Here is a 15332-nt window from a genome sequence, read left to right as displayed (position 1 = left end):
AGTCGACGCGAAGGCCGGGAGAACATGAACGGTTGTCTACGTTCCCATTCGCCGGACACGCGCGCAGGCGTTGGCCTAAGCTGCTCTCAACTGTCACAGCCGTAGGCCCTTGTATCAAGTACGTCCAGCGAGCCCGAATCGTTCTGATGTTCTTCCGATTTTTTTCGGGTGCCGTGTCCGAATACGCCTCGTGTGTCATTCGGTGTCCGTTGTGACACATGTCAACCGTCCCGATCTGCCGGGATGGTCACGTATGTCCTCAGGTCACTCCCGCGGGTGATCTGCCGCTTACGCATAGTCCGTTCGGGCCATTCAAGATTGGGCCCGAAGGGGGTGTTGCGCTGTGCCCACCTTCCGTAACGTCCTCAACTGGCGGCGGTGAATATGCCGCTGCCGCCGTGGGGGAGCCTCGATTCGGGAGAGGACGGCGCCGGTATGGGCTGGGTAACCGACTGGAGTGCGCAGGCTGCCTGCCGCACTACCGATCCGGATGAACTGTTCGTTCAAGGAGCAGCGCAGAACAGGGCCAAGGCGGTGTGCACCGGATGCCCGGTGCGTACGGAGTGCCTGGCGGACGCGTTGGACAACCGCGTCGAGTTCGGCGTGTGGGGAGGAATGACGGAGCGTGAGCGCCGCGCACTGCTGCGCAGGCGTCCGACCGTCACGTCGTGGCGCAGGCTGCTGGAGACCGCGCGCACGGAGTACGAGCGTGGCGCGGGCATTCTGCCCCTCGACGATGACGAGATCTACGAGAACTACGCGGCGGTGAGCTGAGGGCGACGGCCCCTTCCGGGCCACGTCGGTCGAGGGCGCCCTTGAGGTGTCGGCGCGTCGGGCAGGTGTGCCGGCTCTCGGGTGCCCCGAGGCGTGGATCAACGGACGGGCTACGGTCCGGGTTTGACCGATCGGAATCCGACGGGTGCGAGGCATCCGGCCGGTCCGTCGATCGGATCCGACCGATCGGTTCCGACCGACCGGTTCTGGCCGCGACGCGATCCCTGGCCGGGTCGCGACGACCGCCGCGGGGTCTCGACGGGATGTGCGGCCCTCGGGCAGTCGTCGTTCCCGCGATGAGCACCGGCCGGGCCCCGCAGTAGTACGGGTCTGCGGTAGTACAGGTCGGAAGTCGTCCATGTCTGCAGACGCGCGAGTCCGGCAGCGCGTGAGCCCGCAGGCGCACGAGTCTGCGGCCCTCGGGCCGGCAGTCGCTGGACGGCTGGGCGGTTGGACGACAGAGCTGGACGACTGGACGACGGAATCGGCCGGCGTCCGACCCTACGGCTGCCGCGGCTGAAGGCCGGTCGTCCCGGCAGCCGTTCAGTCGTCGGAGGTGGGCAGCTCCGGCCTTATGGCCGCGAGCCGGTTCCCGATGTCTCGCAGACCTACCAGGTCATGGACGTCACCGGGGAGCGCGGCCACCTCGGCCACGGCCACCTCGGGATGCAGCGCGGTGAAGCGGTCACGTGTGCGCTGTTCCCGGGAGAGCAGTCGCATCCGCTCGGCGTGCAGCCTGAGCAGGCCTGACGTGAGCTGTTCCACGGTCGGATCCGGGGCGGGGGAGCCGTCCTCGGTGCCGTTCGTGGTGGGAGAGCCCGAACTGGCTGGACTGTCTGAACTGGCTGGACTGTCTGAACTGCCTTGCGTGTCGGGAGAGTTACGGACTGCTTTCCCGTCCATCTGATCCACAATGCGGGGCTCGTCAAGATTTTCCGCGGCGGCGAGCGCGCGCTCGGCGGACAGCTGGGCCGCGCCGCTGCCGTGCACCCGGTTGAGCACCAGCCCGGCCAGCGGCATGTCCTCGGCCGCCAGCCGCTCCACGAAGTACGCCGCCTCGCGCAGCGCGTCCCGCTCCGGCGCGGCCACCACGAGGAAGGCCGTGCCGGGCGCCTGGAGCAGCTTGTACGTGGCGTCCGCGCGCGTACGGAAGCCGCCGAACATGGAGTCCATGGCGGCCACGAACGTCTGCACGTCCCTCAGCAGTTGACCGCCGAGGAGTTTGCCGAGGGCGCCCGTCATCATCGACATGCCGACGTTCAGGAACTTCATGCCGGCCCGCCCGCCGACCTTCGCCGGCGCCAGCAGGACACGGATCAGCTTGCCGTCGAGGAACGAGCCGAGCCGCTTCGGGGCGTCCAGGAAGTCCAGCGCCGAGCGGGACGGAGGCGTGTCGACGATGATCAGGTCCCACTCGTCCCGGGCGCGCAACTGGCCCAGCTTCTCCATCGCCATGTACTCCTGCGTGCCCGCGAAGCCCGCCGAGAGCGACTGGTAGAAGGGGTTGCCCAGAATCGCGGAGGCCCGGTCGGGGTCCGCGTGCGCCTCGACGATCTCGTCGAAGGTGCGCTTCATGTCGAGCATCATGGCGTGCAGTTCGCCGTCCCCGTCGATGCCCTTCACCCGCCGCGGGGTGTTGTCCAGCGAGTCGATCCCCATGGACTGGGCGAGCCGCCGGGCCGGGTCGATGGTCAGCACGACCACCTTGCGACCGCGCTCGGCGGCCCGTACCCCGAGCGCCGCGGCCGTGGTCGTCTTGCCCACCCCGCCGGCGCCGCAGCACACCACGATGCGGGTCCGCGGGTCGTCGAGCAGGGGGTCGACCGCGAGCGGGCGGGCCGAGCCGATCACCCGGTGTCCGTCGTGGGAGTGGGCCGCGTCGTGCGTGGTGGCCGGGTCCGGAGTCATGAGATCCCTTGCTGACGCAGTTCCGTGGCCAGTTCGTACAGGCCCGCCAGGTCCATTCCCTCGGCGAGCAACGGCAGTTCGTGCAGCGGCAGGCCCAGCTCGCCCAGTACGCCACGCTGTTCGTGCTCCAGGGTGTACCGCTCGGCGTACTCCTCGGCCTGCGCGAGCAGCGGCTCGACCAGGCGTTCGGCGGTGCCACCGCGCCGCGCGCCGCCCAGCCCCGCCGTGGACAGTGACTTGGCGACGGCCGTACGCGGCACCGCGCGCGCGAACTCCAGCTCGTCGGCGTCCAGCACCTCGGGCCGCACCATGTTGACGATGATCCGTCCCACCGGCAGCTTCGCGGCCCGCAGCTCGGCGATGCCGTCCGCCGTCTCCTGGACGGGCATCTCCTCCAGCAGCGTCACCAGATGGACGGCCGTGTCGGGGGATTTCAGGACCCGCATGACGGCCTGGGCCTGATTGTGTATCGGGCCGATCTTGGCCAGGCCCGCCACCTCGTCGTTGACGTTCAGGAAGCGGGTGATGCGTCCGGTGGGCGGCGCGTCCATCACCACGTGGTCGTACGTGAACCGCCCGCTCTTCTCCTTGCGGCGCACCGCCTCGCAGGCCTTGCCGGTCAGCAGCACGTCCCGGAGGCCGGGGGCGATGGTGGTGGCGAAGTCGATGGCGCCGAGCTTCTTCAGAGCCCGGCCCGCCCCGCCCAGCTTGTAGAACATCTGGAGGTAGTCCAGGAGGGCCAGTTCGGGGTCGATGGCCAGCGCGTACACCTCCCCGCCCCCGGGTGCCACCGCGATCTTCCGCTCCTCGTACGGCAGTGCCTCCGCCTCGAAGAGCTGCGCGATGCCCTGTCTGCCCTCGACCTCGACCAGGAGGGTGCGTTTCCCCTCGGTCGCGAGGGCGAGCGCGAGTGCGGCGGCGACCGTGGTCTTTCCGGTCCCGCCCTTGCCGCTGACGACCTGGAGCCTGCTCACGTATTCGAGCCTAACCAGTCGACGCTCGGCATACGCGGGAGGCTGTGGACAACTTGTGTTCTCCCTGCCTGTCGGTCCCGGTCCGTCCAGGCCGTCATGCCCCGGCGAGGCGGCGGCCGAACCCCACGCGGTCCGGGTCGGACCCACCGCACCGCCCCCGCGCGGTCCCAGGGCCGCCGGACCCCGCCCCTCCGGGACGAAACCGCTCCGGACCGAGGACGAAACCGCTCCGGACCGAGACGGAACCCGTGCCGGGCGGGGCCCGGACAGCGGATAAAGTCGGCCGCATGACCAAGTGGGAATACTCAACCGTGCCGCTGCTCGTCCACGCCACGAAGCAGATTCTGGACACCTGGGGCGAGGACGGCTGGGAGCTCGTCCAGGTCGTGCCCGGGCCGAACAACCCCGAGCAGCTCGTGGCCTACCTGAAGCGGCCCAAGCCGTGAGCGCCGTCGAGGCCAGGCTCGCGGAGCTGGGGCTGCGGCTGCCCGAGGTCGTCCCGCCGCTCGCCGCGTACCAGCCCGCGGTCCGGTCCGGCGTGTACGTGTACACCGCCGGGCAGCTCCCCATGGTGGACGGCAAGCTGCCCGTCACCGGCAAGGTCGGCGCCGAGGTCACGGCCGAGGAGGCCAAGGAACTCGCCCGGACCTGCGCGCTGAACGCCCTCGCCGCCGTGAAGTCCGTGGCGGGCGACCTGGACCTGGTCGCGCGCGTGGTCAAGGTCGTCGGCTTCGTGGCCTCGGCCTCCGACTTCACCGGTCAGCCCGCCGTGCTGAACGGCGCGAGCGAACTCCTGGGCGCCGTCTTCGGCGACCGGGGCGTGCACGCGCGCAGCGCGGTCGGCGTGGCGGTCCTCCCGCTGGACGCGCCGGTCGAGGTGGAACTCCAGGTGGAGCTCACCGTCGCCTAGGCACCGCCAGGATCGCGGAGGCTCACTCGAACATCCGCCCGTGACGAGTTAGCCTCCGCCCATGGCAAACGGGCAGTGGTACCCAGCCGAGTGGCCGGACCGCATCCGCGCACTCGCGGCCGGCACGCTGACACCGGTGACCCCCAGGCGGGCCGCCACCGTCATGCTGCTCAAGGACACGGCCGACACCCCGGTCGTGCACATGCTGCGCAGACGGGCCTCCATGGCCTTCGCCGGGGGCGCGTACGCCTATCCGGGCGGCGGTGTGGATCCCCGCGACGACGATCACCAGGTCCGTTGGGCGGGCCCCACGCGCGCGTGGTGGGCGTCCAGGCTCGGTGTCGACGAGAACGACGCCCAGGCCATCGTCTGCGCGGCCGTACGGGAGACGTACGAGGAGGCGGGCGTGCTGCTCGCCGGGCCCGGCCCCGACACCGTCGTCGGCGACACCACGGGCGACGACTGGGAGGCGGACCGTGCGGCGGTGGCCTCCCGGGCGCTGTCCTTCGCGGAGTTCCTGGAGCGCAGGGGGCTGGTCCTGCGGTCCGACCTGCTGGGCGCCTGGGCGCGCTGGATCACTCCCGAGTTCGAGTCCCGCCGCTACGACACCTGGTTCTTCGTGGCCGCCCTCCCGCAGGGCCAGCGCACCCGCAACGCCTCCACGGAGGCCGACCGCACGGTGTGGATCCGGCCCGGGGACGCGGCGGACGGCTACGACAAGGGCGAACTGCTGATGATGCCGCCCACCATCGCGACCCTGCGCCGGCTGGCGGAGTACGACTCGGCCGCCGCCGCGCTCGACGCCGCGCCCGCTCGCGATCTGACCCCCGTCCTCGCCGAGGCCCGCCTGGAGAACGACGACGTGGTCCTGTCCTGGCCCGGCCACGCCGAGTTCACCAAGCGCGTCCCCGCCGGCGAGGACTCGACATGACGGACGCGACAGCGCTCCGGGGCCGGCCGGGCGACGAGGCCCTGTCCCCGCTCTCGCCCCGCACCCCACGGGGCAGACGTCGCCGCACCGCGCGGGTCACCGCCCGACGCCGTGACACCCCGCCCGTTCCGCTGGAAGGCACCTCCGCATGACCGACGCAGCAGCCCTCCCCGGCCAGCCCAGGGGCGGCGTCCTGTCGGGGCCCGCCACCGCGCGCGCGGTCAACGTGCTCGCGCCGAACGCGTCCGTGATGACTCTGGACGGCACCAACACCTGGATCGTGTCGGAGCCGGACTCCGACCTGGCGGTCGTGATCGACCCGGGTCCCCTGGACGACGTCCACCTGCGCGGTGTCGTCGACACGGCGGAGAGCGCCGGCAAACGGGTCGCGCTGACCCTGCTCACACACGGCCACCCGGACCACGCCGAGGGCGCCGCCCGCTTCGCCGAGCTGACCAGGACGAACGTCCGGGCCCTCGACCCCGCGCTGCGGCTCGGCGACGAAGGGCTGGGCGCGGGTGACGTCATCTCGGTAGGCGGCCTGGAGCTCCGTGTCGTGCCCACCCCCGGGCACACCGCCGACTCGCTCTGCTTCCACCTCCCGGCCGACCGCGCCGTTCTGACGGGCGACACGGTCCTGGGGCGCGGTACGACGGTCGTGGCCCACCCCGACGGCCGCCTCGGTGACTATGTCGACTCCCTGCGCCGCCTCAGGTCCCTCACGGTCGACGACGGAGTGCACACCGTCCTGCCCGGCCACGGCCCCGTCCTGGACGACGCCCAGGGTGCCGTCGAGTTCTATCTCGCCCACCGCGCGCACCGGCTCGCGCAGGTCGAGACGGCCGTCGAGAACGGCTACCGCACCCCCGGCGAGGTCGTCACCCACGTCTACGCGGACGTCGACCGCTCCCTGTGGCCGGCCGCGGAACTCTCGGTGCGGGCACAACTGGAGTACCTGACCGAGCACGGCCTGATCTGACCCTCCCCGCGCGCCTGAGCGCCCGTCTCCGGCCCGGCACCCGGCGAGGAGCACTCCTGGGGCCTCGGGGACCTCCCGGGCCCCAGGAGCCCCTCCCAGGGCCTCCTAGACCCTCCGGTGCCAGGGACCACCCGCTACGGATCACCAGGACGCGGCGCCTTGAGACCGTGCACGCGCGCGTACTCCTGAGCCAGCCAGGGCCCGAGGTCGTCCAGGTACGACCGCAGAACGCCGACATCGGCCCCCGGCTCGTATCCGGCCACCGCCGCCGCGCGCATCTGGGCGGCGCGCTCGGGGTAGTACTCGCCGAACGCCTGCGCCATCTCGCGCAGATCGCTGGTCCAGCCGTTCCATCGCGGCATGACGAGGGTGAACCCGGTACGGACGAGCCGCCGGGACCAACCACGGACGAGCGTCCGCCGGGCGGCGTCGTCGTCGGCTGCCGCGAGCCGCGCGCGCCAGCGCGGCAGGTGCAGCGCGAGGTCGCCGTTCGTCTCGCGGGCGAGGAGGGAGTCCGGCCGGTAGCGGGGCAGTTCGCTTGCGAGGTCCTCGCCCAGCAGGGGAGTGCACAGACAGGCCAGGAACCAGCCCAGGTCGTACCTCTCCAGGTCGCTGAGCACCTGCGCCCGGCCGACCAGCAGCGTCCCGGCCCCGTCGATCTGCGGAAACCGCGCGTCCAGAGCCTCGTCCAACGACCGGGCCGCCGCCCGGTCGGCCTCTGTCGGCTCCCCGCACAACACCAGCAACAGATCGAGGTCACTGCGCCCCCGACGAGCCGTGCCCCGGGGGATCGACCCGTAGAGGTACGCACTGTCCAGCCGCCCCTCGAACAGCTCCGGAACCCGCTCCCGGGCTGCCACGACCACCGGCCGAAAGTCCTCGCCGACCCGCTCCAAAGCCCCTTCCCGCTCGATGTACCCCTGACTGTCCAGCCCTCTCGCACGCCCCGTTCCGGCCATACGGCCACTGTGCGCCGAGGCGGCGCGCGCGGGCAGCTTGTTTTCCAGGAGGCGGGAGGCGGGAGGCAGCAGGCGGGGAGCGGGGAGCGGGGGGCGAAACGAAAAGGGCCCGTCTCGCGAACGAGACGAACCCCATCGACGCACATACGAACAACGGTGCGACCAGACCGGCAAGCTACAAGCCCTGGCCGGTCATACGAGCCGCACCGGCCGGCACACCGCACCGGCCCGCGACCCGACCCGCGTCAACGTGACCGCTTGGCCAGCCGCTCCACGTCCAGCAGGATCACCGCGCGGGCCTCCAGGCGCAGCCACCCGCGCTGAGCGAAGTCCGCCAGAGCCTTGTTCACGGTCTCCCGGGACGCGCCCACGAGCTGCGCCAGCTCCTCCTGGGTGAGGTCGTGCACCACGTGGATGCCCTCCTCCGACTGCACACCGAACCGCCGGGAGAGGTCCAGCAGCGCGCGAGCGACCCGCCCGGGAACGTCCGAGAACACGAGGTCGGACATCTGGTCGTTGGTCTTGCGCAGCCGGCGCGCGACGGCCCGCAGCAGCGCCGCGGCCACCTCGGGCCGCGCGTTCAGCCACGGCTGGAGATCGCCGTGGCCGAGGCCGAGCAGCTTGACCTCGGTCAGTGCCGTGGCGGTCGCCGTACGCGGACCGGGGTCGAACAGCGACAGCTCGCCGATCAGCTCACCGGGACCGAGCACGGCCAGCATGTTCTCGCGGCCGTCGGGCGACGCGCGGTGCAGTTTGACCTTGCCTTCGGTGACCACATAGAGGCGGTCACCCGGGTCGCCCTCGTGGAAGAGAGCGTCACCCCGCGCGAGGGTCACCTCACTCATGGAGGCGCGGAGCTCCGCGGCCTGCTCGTCATCGAGCGCCGCGAAGAGCGGGGCGCGCCGCAGAACGTCGTCCACGAGTTCTCTCCTTGTCGACCTGCTCAGGGGATCTTGCTCCCCGTACTACCAGGGGACCGTGTTCCCCATCTTGCCGGACGGACCAAACAGTGTGATCTGTCACAAGGATGCCGCACACATGTCCCGGGGTAAGCGTCAGGGGTCCAATTGGGGGCCGATCTTCTGGGCCCGGGGCGGATGTCGGTGCCGGGCTTTAGGCTGGCCGGGTGTCCAAAACGCCGGTGAGAGCACAGGCCAAGGGGGCTGGGCGGGTGGTTGCACGTCGCGATTCCGCTGTGGGCGAACAGGGCTCCACGGGAGCGAACAAAACGGCAAAGGCGACGAAGGTGTCTGATCCATCAGTGGCGGATAAGTCCGCTCAGAAGACCACGGCCCCGACGGAAAAGGCCACCCCGGCGAAAGGGTCGGCAACCGACCAAAAGGCGGCGGCCGAAAAGAAAGCGGCTGTGAAGAAGGCCGCCGTGAAGAAGGTCGCGAAGAAGGCTGCCGTGAAGAAGACGGCCTCGACGCAAACCGCGGCCTCGGCCCGAAAGGCACCCTCGGCCCGAAAAGCCCCTTCAGCCCGAAAGGCGGCCTCGCCGAAAGCGGACACCGCCACCCCCGCAGTCCTGCCAGCCGCCCCCACCGGAACCTCCGACCCCGCCAAACCCTCCAAGCCCGAGACACGGACCGCCCTCGTCCGCCGTGCCCGCCGCATCAACCGCGAACTCGCCGAGGTGTACCCGTACGCGCACCCGGAGTTGGACTTCGAGAACTCCTTCCAGCTGATCGTGGCGACGGTCCTGTCCGCGCAGACGACCGACCTGCGGGTCAACCAGACGACCCCCGCGCTCTTCGCGAAGTACCCGACCCCCGAGGACCTGGCCGCGGCCGACCCGCAGGAGGTCGAGGAGATCCTGCGGCCCTGCGGATTCTTCCGGGCCAAGACGAGGTCGGTCATGGGGCTGTCGAAGGCCCTGGTGGAGACCCACGCCGGCGAGGTCCCCGGCCGGCTCGAAGACCTGGTCAAGCTGCCCGGTGTCGGCCGCAAGACCGCCTTCGTCGTGCTGGGCAACGCCTTCGGCCGGCCCGGCATCACCGTGGACACGCACTTCCAGCGGCTCGTACGGCGCTGGCGATGGACCGAGGCGACCGACCCCGACAAGATCGAGGCGGCCATCGGCGCGCTCTTCCCGAAGAGCGAGTGGACGATGCTGTCGCACCACGTGATCTTCCACGGCCGCCGTATCTGCCACGCCCGCAAACCGGCCTGCGGCGCCTGCCCCGTCGCCCCGCTCTGCCCGGCGTTCGGCGAGGGCGAGACGGACCCGGAGAAGGCCAGGAAGCTGCTGAAGTACGAGAAGGGCGGCTTCCCCGGCCAGCGCCTCAAGCCCCCGCAGTCCTATCTCGACGCGGGCGGCATCCCGGCCCCGCCCCTCGGAGCCGCCGGATGACGGACGCCACGACACGGTCCGGGACGCGCCCTCGCCGCCCCGGTGCCCGCCACCCACACGAGGGACATCGGGCACAGGCGGAACGATCAGCGCTCTCCCGGGCGTTGGGACCGGAAGAACGACGGGGGTGGCTATGACACGCGCGAGCCGGACGGACGGCGGCACGGACACCGACAGCGGGCACCGCACGAGGGGCGGGCACGTGGGCCTGGACAGAGCCGGCCTGCCCGCATGGCTGGACCCGGTCGTGCGCGCCGTCGACACGATCGAGCCGCTGCAGCTGAGCCGCTTCCTGCCGCCGGAGAACGGCTCGGGCCGGCAGTCGGCCGTCCTGATCCTTTTCGGCGAGGGTCCGGGCGGCCCCGAGCTGCTGCTCATGGAGCGCGCCGGCTCACTTCGGTCGCACGCCGGCCAGCCCTCGTTCCCGGGCGGCGCCCTCGACCCCGAGGACGGCGACCCGCAGACCGACGGCCCGCTGCGCGCCGCCCTGCGCGAGGCCGAGGAGGAGACCGGCCTCGACCCCGCGGGCGTCCAGATCTTCGGCGTGCTGCCCAAGCTGTACATCCCGGTCAGTGGCTTCGTCGTGACGCCCGTCCTCGGCTGGTGGCGCCGGCCCACCCCGGTCCGGGTCGTCGATCCGAACGAGACGGCCCGCGTCTTCACCGTCCCCGTGGCGGATCTCACGGATCCGGCCAACAGAGCCACCGCCGTCCACCCTCGGGGCTATGCGGGCCCGGCATTTCTGGTCGAATCGGCCCTCGTGTGGGGGTTCACGGCCGGCGTGATCGACCGTCTGCTGCACTACGCGGGCTGGGAGCGCCCCTGGGACCGTGAGAAGCAGGTCCCGCTCGACTGGCGCTCATGACAGGGTGGCTGCCGTGCTGCGTCTTCCGGGGCCTGTTGCGTCTCCCTGTCGCCGCGCGGCGGACCGGTCCCCCCGGTCGGCCTGTAGTGATGGCGAAGTGACGAGGCGAGGCTTGAAGCGGTGAACGTGCTGGACATCCTGTTGCTGGTCGCCGCCGTCTGGTTCGCGATCGTGGGCTATCGACAGGGCTTCGTCGTCGGCATCCTCTCGGTGATCGGCTTCCTGGGCGGCGGCCTCGTCGCGGTCTACGTCATGCCCGTCGTCTGGGACTGGATGACGGACGACTCCGAGGTCAGCACGGCCGCCGCCGTGGTCGCGGTGGTCATCGTGATCGTCTGCGCCTCCGTGGGCCAGGCACTGACCACCCACCTCGGCAACAAACTGCGCCGCTACATCACCTGGTCCCCGGCGCGCGCCCTGGACGCCACCGGCGGCGCGTTGGTCAACGTGGTGGCCATGCTCCTGGTCGCCTGGCTGATCGGTTCCGCACTCGCGGGGACGACGCTGCCGACCGTCGGCAAGGAGGTCCGCAACTCCAAGGTGCTGCAGGGCGTGGCGGGGGCCCTGCCCAACCAGGCGGACACCTGGTTCGCGGACTTCTCGTCGGTCCTCACGCAGAACGGCTTCCCGCAGGTCTTCAGCCCGTTCTCCAACGAGCCGATCACCGAGGTCCAGCCTCCCGACCCGGCACTGGCGAGCAGCCCGGTCGCCCAACGCGCCAAGCGGTCCATCGTCAAGGTCATGGGCACCGCCCAGAGTTGCGGCAAGGTCCTCGAAGGCACCGGCTTCGTCTTCGGCGAGCGCCGGGTGATGACCAACGCGCACGTGGTCGGCGGAGTGGACGAACCCACGGTCCAGATCGGTGGCGAGGGCCGCAAGTACGAGGCCAAGGTCGTCCTCTACGACTGGGAGCGCGACATCGCCGTACTGGACGTGCCGGGGCTGAAGGCGCCCGTGCTGGAGTTCACCACCAAGGACGCCGCTGGCAGCGACGACGCGATCGTCGCGGGCTTCCCGGAGAACGGCGCGTACGACATCCGCCCCGCGCGCGTGCGGGGTCGCATCACGGCCAACGGCGCCGACATCTACAAGCGCGGCACCGTCCACCGTGACGTCTACTCGCTGTACGCCACCGTCCGCCAGGGCAACTCGGGCGGCCCGCTGCTCACGCCCGAAGGCAAGGTCTACGGCGTGGTCTTCGCGAAGTCCCTCGACGACCCGGACACGGGCTACGCCCTCACCGCGGACGAGGTCGAGGAGGACATCGCCAAGGGCCGTACGGCCAACCAGCAGGTGGACAGCGACAGCTGCGCGCTCTGAGGCCGGGCGGAGCCGGTGTGGTGAGGTCCTGTGCGGGTCGCCCCGCGTGGGTCAGGGACGGGAATGGCGCAGCCGGGCCGAGACCCAGCGGGCCCGGCGGCGCAGGATGCGCGGAATTCCCAGCCGGGGATCCGTGCCCTGCAACTGCGGGGCGCCCCTCTGGTGGGAGCTCAGGCCCGCGGCCGAGCGGCGGTTGCGTGCTGCGTCACTGTAGTCGTGCGTCCAGCCCATACCCCGACGTCTGCCCCCGCCCCAAGGTCCATAACCGCCCCCACGCCCCCCAATTGGCCTATGCGCCGGGCAAGTAACTGTTCGTAGAACAGTTGTTCACGGCCGGACGGCGGACGGACCCGGAGGGGCTCGACGCACGGCCCCGGAGGGACTCAACGGACGGGCCCGGAGGGGCTCACCGGTCGGGCTCGGGGTCCTTCAGCCAGTTGATGAGTTCGGCCGAGAACGCCACCGGGTCCTCCTCGTGCGGGAAGTGCCCCAGACCGTCGAACAGCCGCCAACGGTACGGCGCTTCGACGTACTCCCCGGAGCCGGCCGCGCTGCGGGTACGCATCACCGGGTCGAGTGAACCGTGCAGGTGGAGGGTGGGCACCCGGACCGGGCGCTTCATCCGGCGGTTGAACTGGATGCCGTCCGGGCGGGCCAGGGACCGCACCATCCACCGGTAGGGCTCGATCGAGCAATGCGCCGTCGACGGGATGCACATCGCCCGCCGGTACGTCTCCACGGCCTCGTCGTCGGGCAGGCGCGGCCCCGACCAGTCGTGGATCAGCCGGCCGACCAGGGCGCCGTCGTCGGCGGTGAGTTGACGCTCCGGGATCCAGGGCCGCTGGAACCCCCAGATGTAGGAACCCGCGGACGTCTGCTTGACGTCCGAGATCATCGCCGACCGCCACCGCCGCGGGTGCGGCATCGAGGACACCGCGAGCCGTCGGACGAGCTTGGGGCGCATCACGGCCGCCGTCCACGCCAGATAGCCGCCCAGGTCGTGGCCGACCAGGGCGGCGTCGGGCTCGCCGAGCGACCGTACGACTCCGGTGATGTCCAGGGCGAGGTTCGCGGGGTCGTAACCCCGGGGTGTGCGGTCGCTGCCGCCGACCCCGCGCAGGTCCATCGCCACGGCCCGGAAGCCCGCGTCGGCGAGGGCGACCAGCTGGTGCCGCCAGGTCCACCAGAACTGCGGGAAGCCGTGCAGCAGCAGCACCAGCGGCCCGTCGCCCACCTCGGCGATGTGGAATCGCGCACCGTTTGCGGCCACGTCCCGGTGGATCAGCCCCTTGGCGCCGGGCACGTCGAGTCGTACGGGGGACGCGGGCTGATTCGAGAGGGCGGCCGGGGTGGTCGCGGGGTCGGTCATGACGTCGAGCGTGCCACAGCCTCGACGGTGTCGTCGGCCGGGGCGGGCCGACGGGGGTGCGGCTTGGCGTTCTGCAGCACGCCCGCCGTCTCCTTCATCGACGCGGCGACCTTCTGCGGGCCCTGGCCCTTCTTGGCCTTCTTCGAGAAGACGACGCCGATCAGCGTCAGCACGAGGGCGACCAGCACGTTCGCCGCGAACGAGAGCAGGAAGCAGATCGCCAGGTTCCACTCGCTCCAGGTGCGGATGCCGTACGCCAGGGCGAAACTCAGCATGGGCAGGGAGAAGATCAGCACCGTGCCGGCGGCGGTGAACGCCCCGCCGCCGATCACCCCTCGCTTGACGTCCTGCCTGAGCTGGGCCTTGGCCAGCGCGATCTCGTCGTGCACCAGCGCGGACATCTCGGCCGTCGCCGAGGCGAACAGCTGGCCGACACTGCGTTCGGCTCCGACCGGGCTGCCGTCGGGTGCGCTCATCGGGGTCTCCCTCATATGCGTTTGTACGGTCCTGTCTACGGTCTGGTCAGATCATGCCGGACCGTCGTCGCCGTCGCCTGCCCCGCCCGCCACTTCGGCACGCCTGCGATGCTCGGCGGCCTTGCGTTCGTAGATCGCGGCCATGCGCAGGTGGTACTCCGGGTCGTCCTGTTCGTAGATGTCGGGGATGCCGTCCTGGTCGTCGTCGCGCTCCTCCGCGGCCCACAGCGCCTGGTACTTCGCGTTCCTCATCTTCAGCAGCACGCTCGCGAGTACCGCCGCGACGAGCGAGCCGGTGAGGACGGCCGCCTTGACCCCGTCGGTGAGCACCCGGTCGCCCTCGAAGGCCAGTTCACCGATGAGCAGCGACACGGTGAAGCCGATCCCGGCCAGGGAGGAGACCGCGAAGACGTCCGGCCAGACCAGGTCCTCGGAGAGGGAGGCCCGGGTGAACCGGGCGGTCAGCCAGGTCCCGCCGAAGATCCCGACCGCCTTGCCGACGACCAGCCCGAGCACCACCCCGAGCGTCTCCGGCTGCGTGAACACCTTTCCCAGAGCATCCCCGGAGACCGCGACACCCGCACTGAACAGGGCGAACAGCGGCACCGCCACACCGGCGGACAGGGGGCGCACGAGGTGCTCGATGTGTTCGCCGGGAGAGCGCTCCTCGTCCTCACGCCGGGTGCACCGCAGCATCAGCCCCATGGCGACCCCGGCGATGGTGGCGTGTACGCCGCTGTTGTACATCAGTGCCCAGATGACGAGCGCGAGCGGAACGTACACGTACCACCCGCGCACGCCCTTCCTGAGCAGCAGCCAGAAGACGGCGAGAGCGGCGAACGCGCCGCCGAGGGCGGCGAAGTCGAGGTCGTCGGTGAAGAACACCGCGATGATCAGGATCGCGCACAGGTCGTCGACGACGGCGAGGGTGAGCAGGAAGGCGCGCAGCGCGTTCGGCAGGGAGGTGCCGATGACGGCGAGCACGGCCAGCGCGAAGGCGATGTCGGTCGCCGTGGGCACCGCCCACCCGGACAGGGAGCCGCCGCCGGTGAGGTTGGTGAGCGTGTAGACGAGCGCGGGTACGGCCATGCCGCACAGCGCGGCGACCACGGGCAGCACGGCCGTCCTGGGGTCCTTGAGGTCACCGGCCACGAGTTCGCGCTTGAGTTCGATGCCGGCGACGAAGAAGAAGACGGCGAGGAGGCCGTCGGCCGCCCAGTGCGCCACCGACAGGTCGAGGCCGAGCGCCGCGGGGCCGAAGTGGAAGTCGCTGACGCTCGCGTAGCTGTCGTGCAGGGCGGGGACGTTGACCCAGATCAGTGCGGTGACGGAGGCCAGCAGCAACAGACAGCCGCCCACGGTCTCGGTGCGCAGCGCGTCCGCCACGAAGGTCCGCTCGGGCAGAGAGAGCCGGCCGAGGACCTTGCGGGTGGGGGTGGTGCGGGACGCGGCCACGGCGGGGACCTCCGGTCGCTGGGCAGGACGGAACACTTGCCGACCAGACTTCCCGGCGC

The 15332-nt window shown here is 71.1% G+C and carries 17 protein-coding genes; 9 read left to right on the top strand and 8 right to left on the bottom strand.

Translation table 11 applies throughout. The features are described 5' to 3' along the window. Positions 1–435 precede the first annotated feature (435 nt). Positions 436–774 (top strand): transcriptional regulator WblA, encoded by a 339-nt coding sequence (gene wblA, locus ACWCRJ_RS14935; protein ID WP_013001830.1) that lies wholly within the window; start codon positions 436–438, stop codon positions 772–774. A gap of 543 nt (positions 775–1317) precedes the next feature. On the opposite strand, the gene ACWCRJ_RS14930 is transcribed toward wblA, so the two are convergent. Next, on the bottom strand, positions 1318–2682 hold the full coding sequence (locus ACWCRJ_RS14930) for an ArsA family ATPase (RefSeq protein WP_450939668.1): 1365 nt from the start codon (positions 2680–2682) through the stop codon (positions 1318–1320). Continuing rightward, the gene (locus ACWCRJ_RS14925) at positions 2679–3656 is read right to left on the bottom strand and encodes an ArsA family ATPase (RefSeq protein WP_450939667.1); all 978 of its coding nucleotides are present in this window, start codon (positions 3654–3656) and stop codon (positions 2679–2681) included. Before ACWCRJ_RS14925 ends, ACWCRJ_RS14930 begins: the two co-directional genes overlap by 4 nt. 287 nt (positions 3657–3943) lie before the next feature. On the opposite strand from ACWCRJ_RS14925, the gene ACWCRJ_RS14920 reads away from it, so the two are divergent. From ACWCRJ_RS14920 to ACWCRJ_RS14900, 5 genes are all read left to right on the top strand, one after another. Beyond that, a complete protein-coding gene (locus ACWCRJ_RS14920; RefSeq protein WP_005476015.1) occupies positions 3944–4102 on the top strand; it encodes a DUF4177 domain-containing protein in 159 nt (52 codons plus the stop codon). After that, the gene (locus tag ACWCRJ_RS14915) at positions 4099–4566 is read left to right on the top strand and encodes a RidA family protein (protein WP_005476014.1); all 468 of its coding nucleotides are present in this window, start codon (positions 4099–4101) and stop codon (positions 4564–4566) included. The genes ACWCRJ_RS14920 and ACWCRJ_RS14915 overlap by 4 nt, the downstream gene beginning before the upstream one ends. A gap of 61 nt (positions 4567–4627) precedes the next feature. After that, positions 4628–5497: an NUDIX hydrolase gene (locus ACWCRJ_RS14910; protein ID WP_450939666.1), complete on the top strand. Its 870-nt coding sequence runs from the start codon at positions 4628–4630 to the stop codon at positions 5495–5497. After that, positions 5494–5649, top strand: a complete 156-nt coding sequence (locus ACWCRJ_RS14905) for a hypothetical protein (protein ID WP_450939665.1) — start codon at positions 5494–5496, stop codon at positions 5647–5649. Before ACWCRJ_RS14910 ends, ACWCRJ_RS14905 begins: the two co-directional genes overlap by 4 nt. Continuing rightward, on the top strand, positions 5646–6476 hold the full coding sequence (locus ACWCRJ_RS14900) for an MBL fold metallo-hydrolase (RefSeq protein ID WP_450939664.1): 831 nt from the start codon (positions 5646–5648) through the stop codon (positions 6474–6476). Before ACWCRJ_RS14905 ends, ACWCRJ_RS14900 begins: the two co-directional genes overlap by 4 nt. A gap of 134 nt (positions 6477–6610) precedes the next feature. Here the strand turns inward: ACWCRJ_RS14900 and ACWCRJ_RS14895 are convergent, their stop codons facing one another. Together ACWCRJ_RS14895 and ACWCRJ_RS14890 are read right to left on the bottom strand one after the other, a co-directional pair. After that, positions 6611–7435, bottom strand: a complete 825-nt coding sequence (locus ACWCRJ_RS14895; protein WP_450939663.1) for a nucleotidyltransferase domain-containing protein — start codon at positions 7433–7435, stop codon at positions 6611–6613. 245 nt (positions 7436–7680) lie between these two features. Next, complete coding sequence (locus tag ACWCRJ_RS14890; protein WP_005476003.1) at positions 7681–8355, bottom strand: Crp/Fnr family transcriptional regulator; 675 nt, start codon at positions 8353–8355, stop codon at positions 7681–7683. Between the two features lie 341 nt (positions 8356–8696). On the opposite strand from ACWCRJ_RS14890, the gene nth reads away from it, so the two are divergent. The 3 genes from nth to ACWCRJ_RS14875 all read left to right on the top strand — a co-directional run bounded on the left by nth (position 8697) and on the right by ACWCRJ_RS14875 (position 11973). Continuing rightward, complete coding sequence (nth, locus tag ACWCRJ_RS14885) at positions 8697–9788, top strand: endonuclease III (RefSeq protein WP_450939662.1); 1092 nt, start codon at positions 8697–8699, stop codon at positions 9786–9788. A gap of 133 nt (positions 9789–9921) precedes the next feature. Beyond that, positions 9922–10653, top strand: a complete 732-nt coding sequence (locus ACWCRJ_RS14880; RefSeq protein ID WP_450939661.1) for an NUDIX hydrolase — start codon at positions 9922–9924, stop codon at positions 10651–10653. Between the two features lie 120 nt (positions 10654–10773). Beyond that, positions 10774–11973, top strand: coding sequence for a MarP family serine protease (locus ACWCRJ_RS14875; RefSeq protein ID WP_450939660.1), 1200 nt, complete (start codon positions 10774–10776; stop codon positions 11971–11973). Positions 11974–12024: 51 nt separating this feature from the next. Here the strand turns inward: ACWCRJ_RS14875 and ACWCRJ_RS14870 are convergent, their stop codons facing one another. From ACWCRJ_RS14870 to nhaA, 4 genes are all read right to left on the bottom strand, one after another. Next, complete coding sequence (locus ACWCRJ_RS14870) at positions 12025–12204, bottom strand: hypothetical protein (RefSeq protein WP_005475995.1); 180 nt, start codon at positions 12202–12204, stop codon at positions 12025–12027. 175 nt (positions 12205–12379) lie between these two features. Further along, entirely contained in the window at positions 12380–13342 is a 963-nt protein-coding gene (locus tag ACWCRJ_RS14865) for an alpha/beta fold hydrolase (protein WP_450939659.1), read from the bottom strand. Beyond that, a complete protein-coding gene (locus ACWCRJ_RS14860) occupies positions 13339–13818 on the bottom strand; it encodes a phage holin family protein (protein WP_450939658.1) in 480 nt (159 codons plus the stop codon). Before ACWCRJ_RS14860 ends, ACWCRJ_RS14865 begins: the two co-directional genes overlap by 4 nt. Before the next feature lie 51 nt (positions 13819–13869). Continuing rightward, entirely contained in the window at positions 13870–15273 is a 1404-nt protein-coding gene (gene nhaA, locus ACWCRJ_RS14855) for a Na+/H+ antiporter NhaA (RefSeq protein ID WP_450939657.1), read from the bottom strand. Positions 15274–15332 lie beyond the last annotated feature (59 nt).

Source organism: Streptomyces sp. NPDC002324 (genome assembly GCF_053593335.1).
This window is presented reverse-complemented; position numbering and strand designations above follow the sequence as displayed.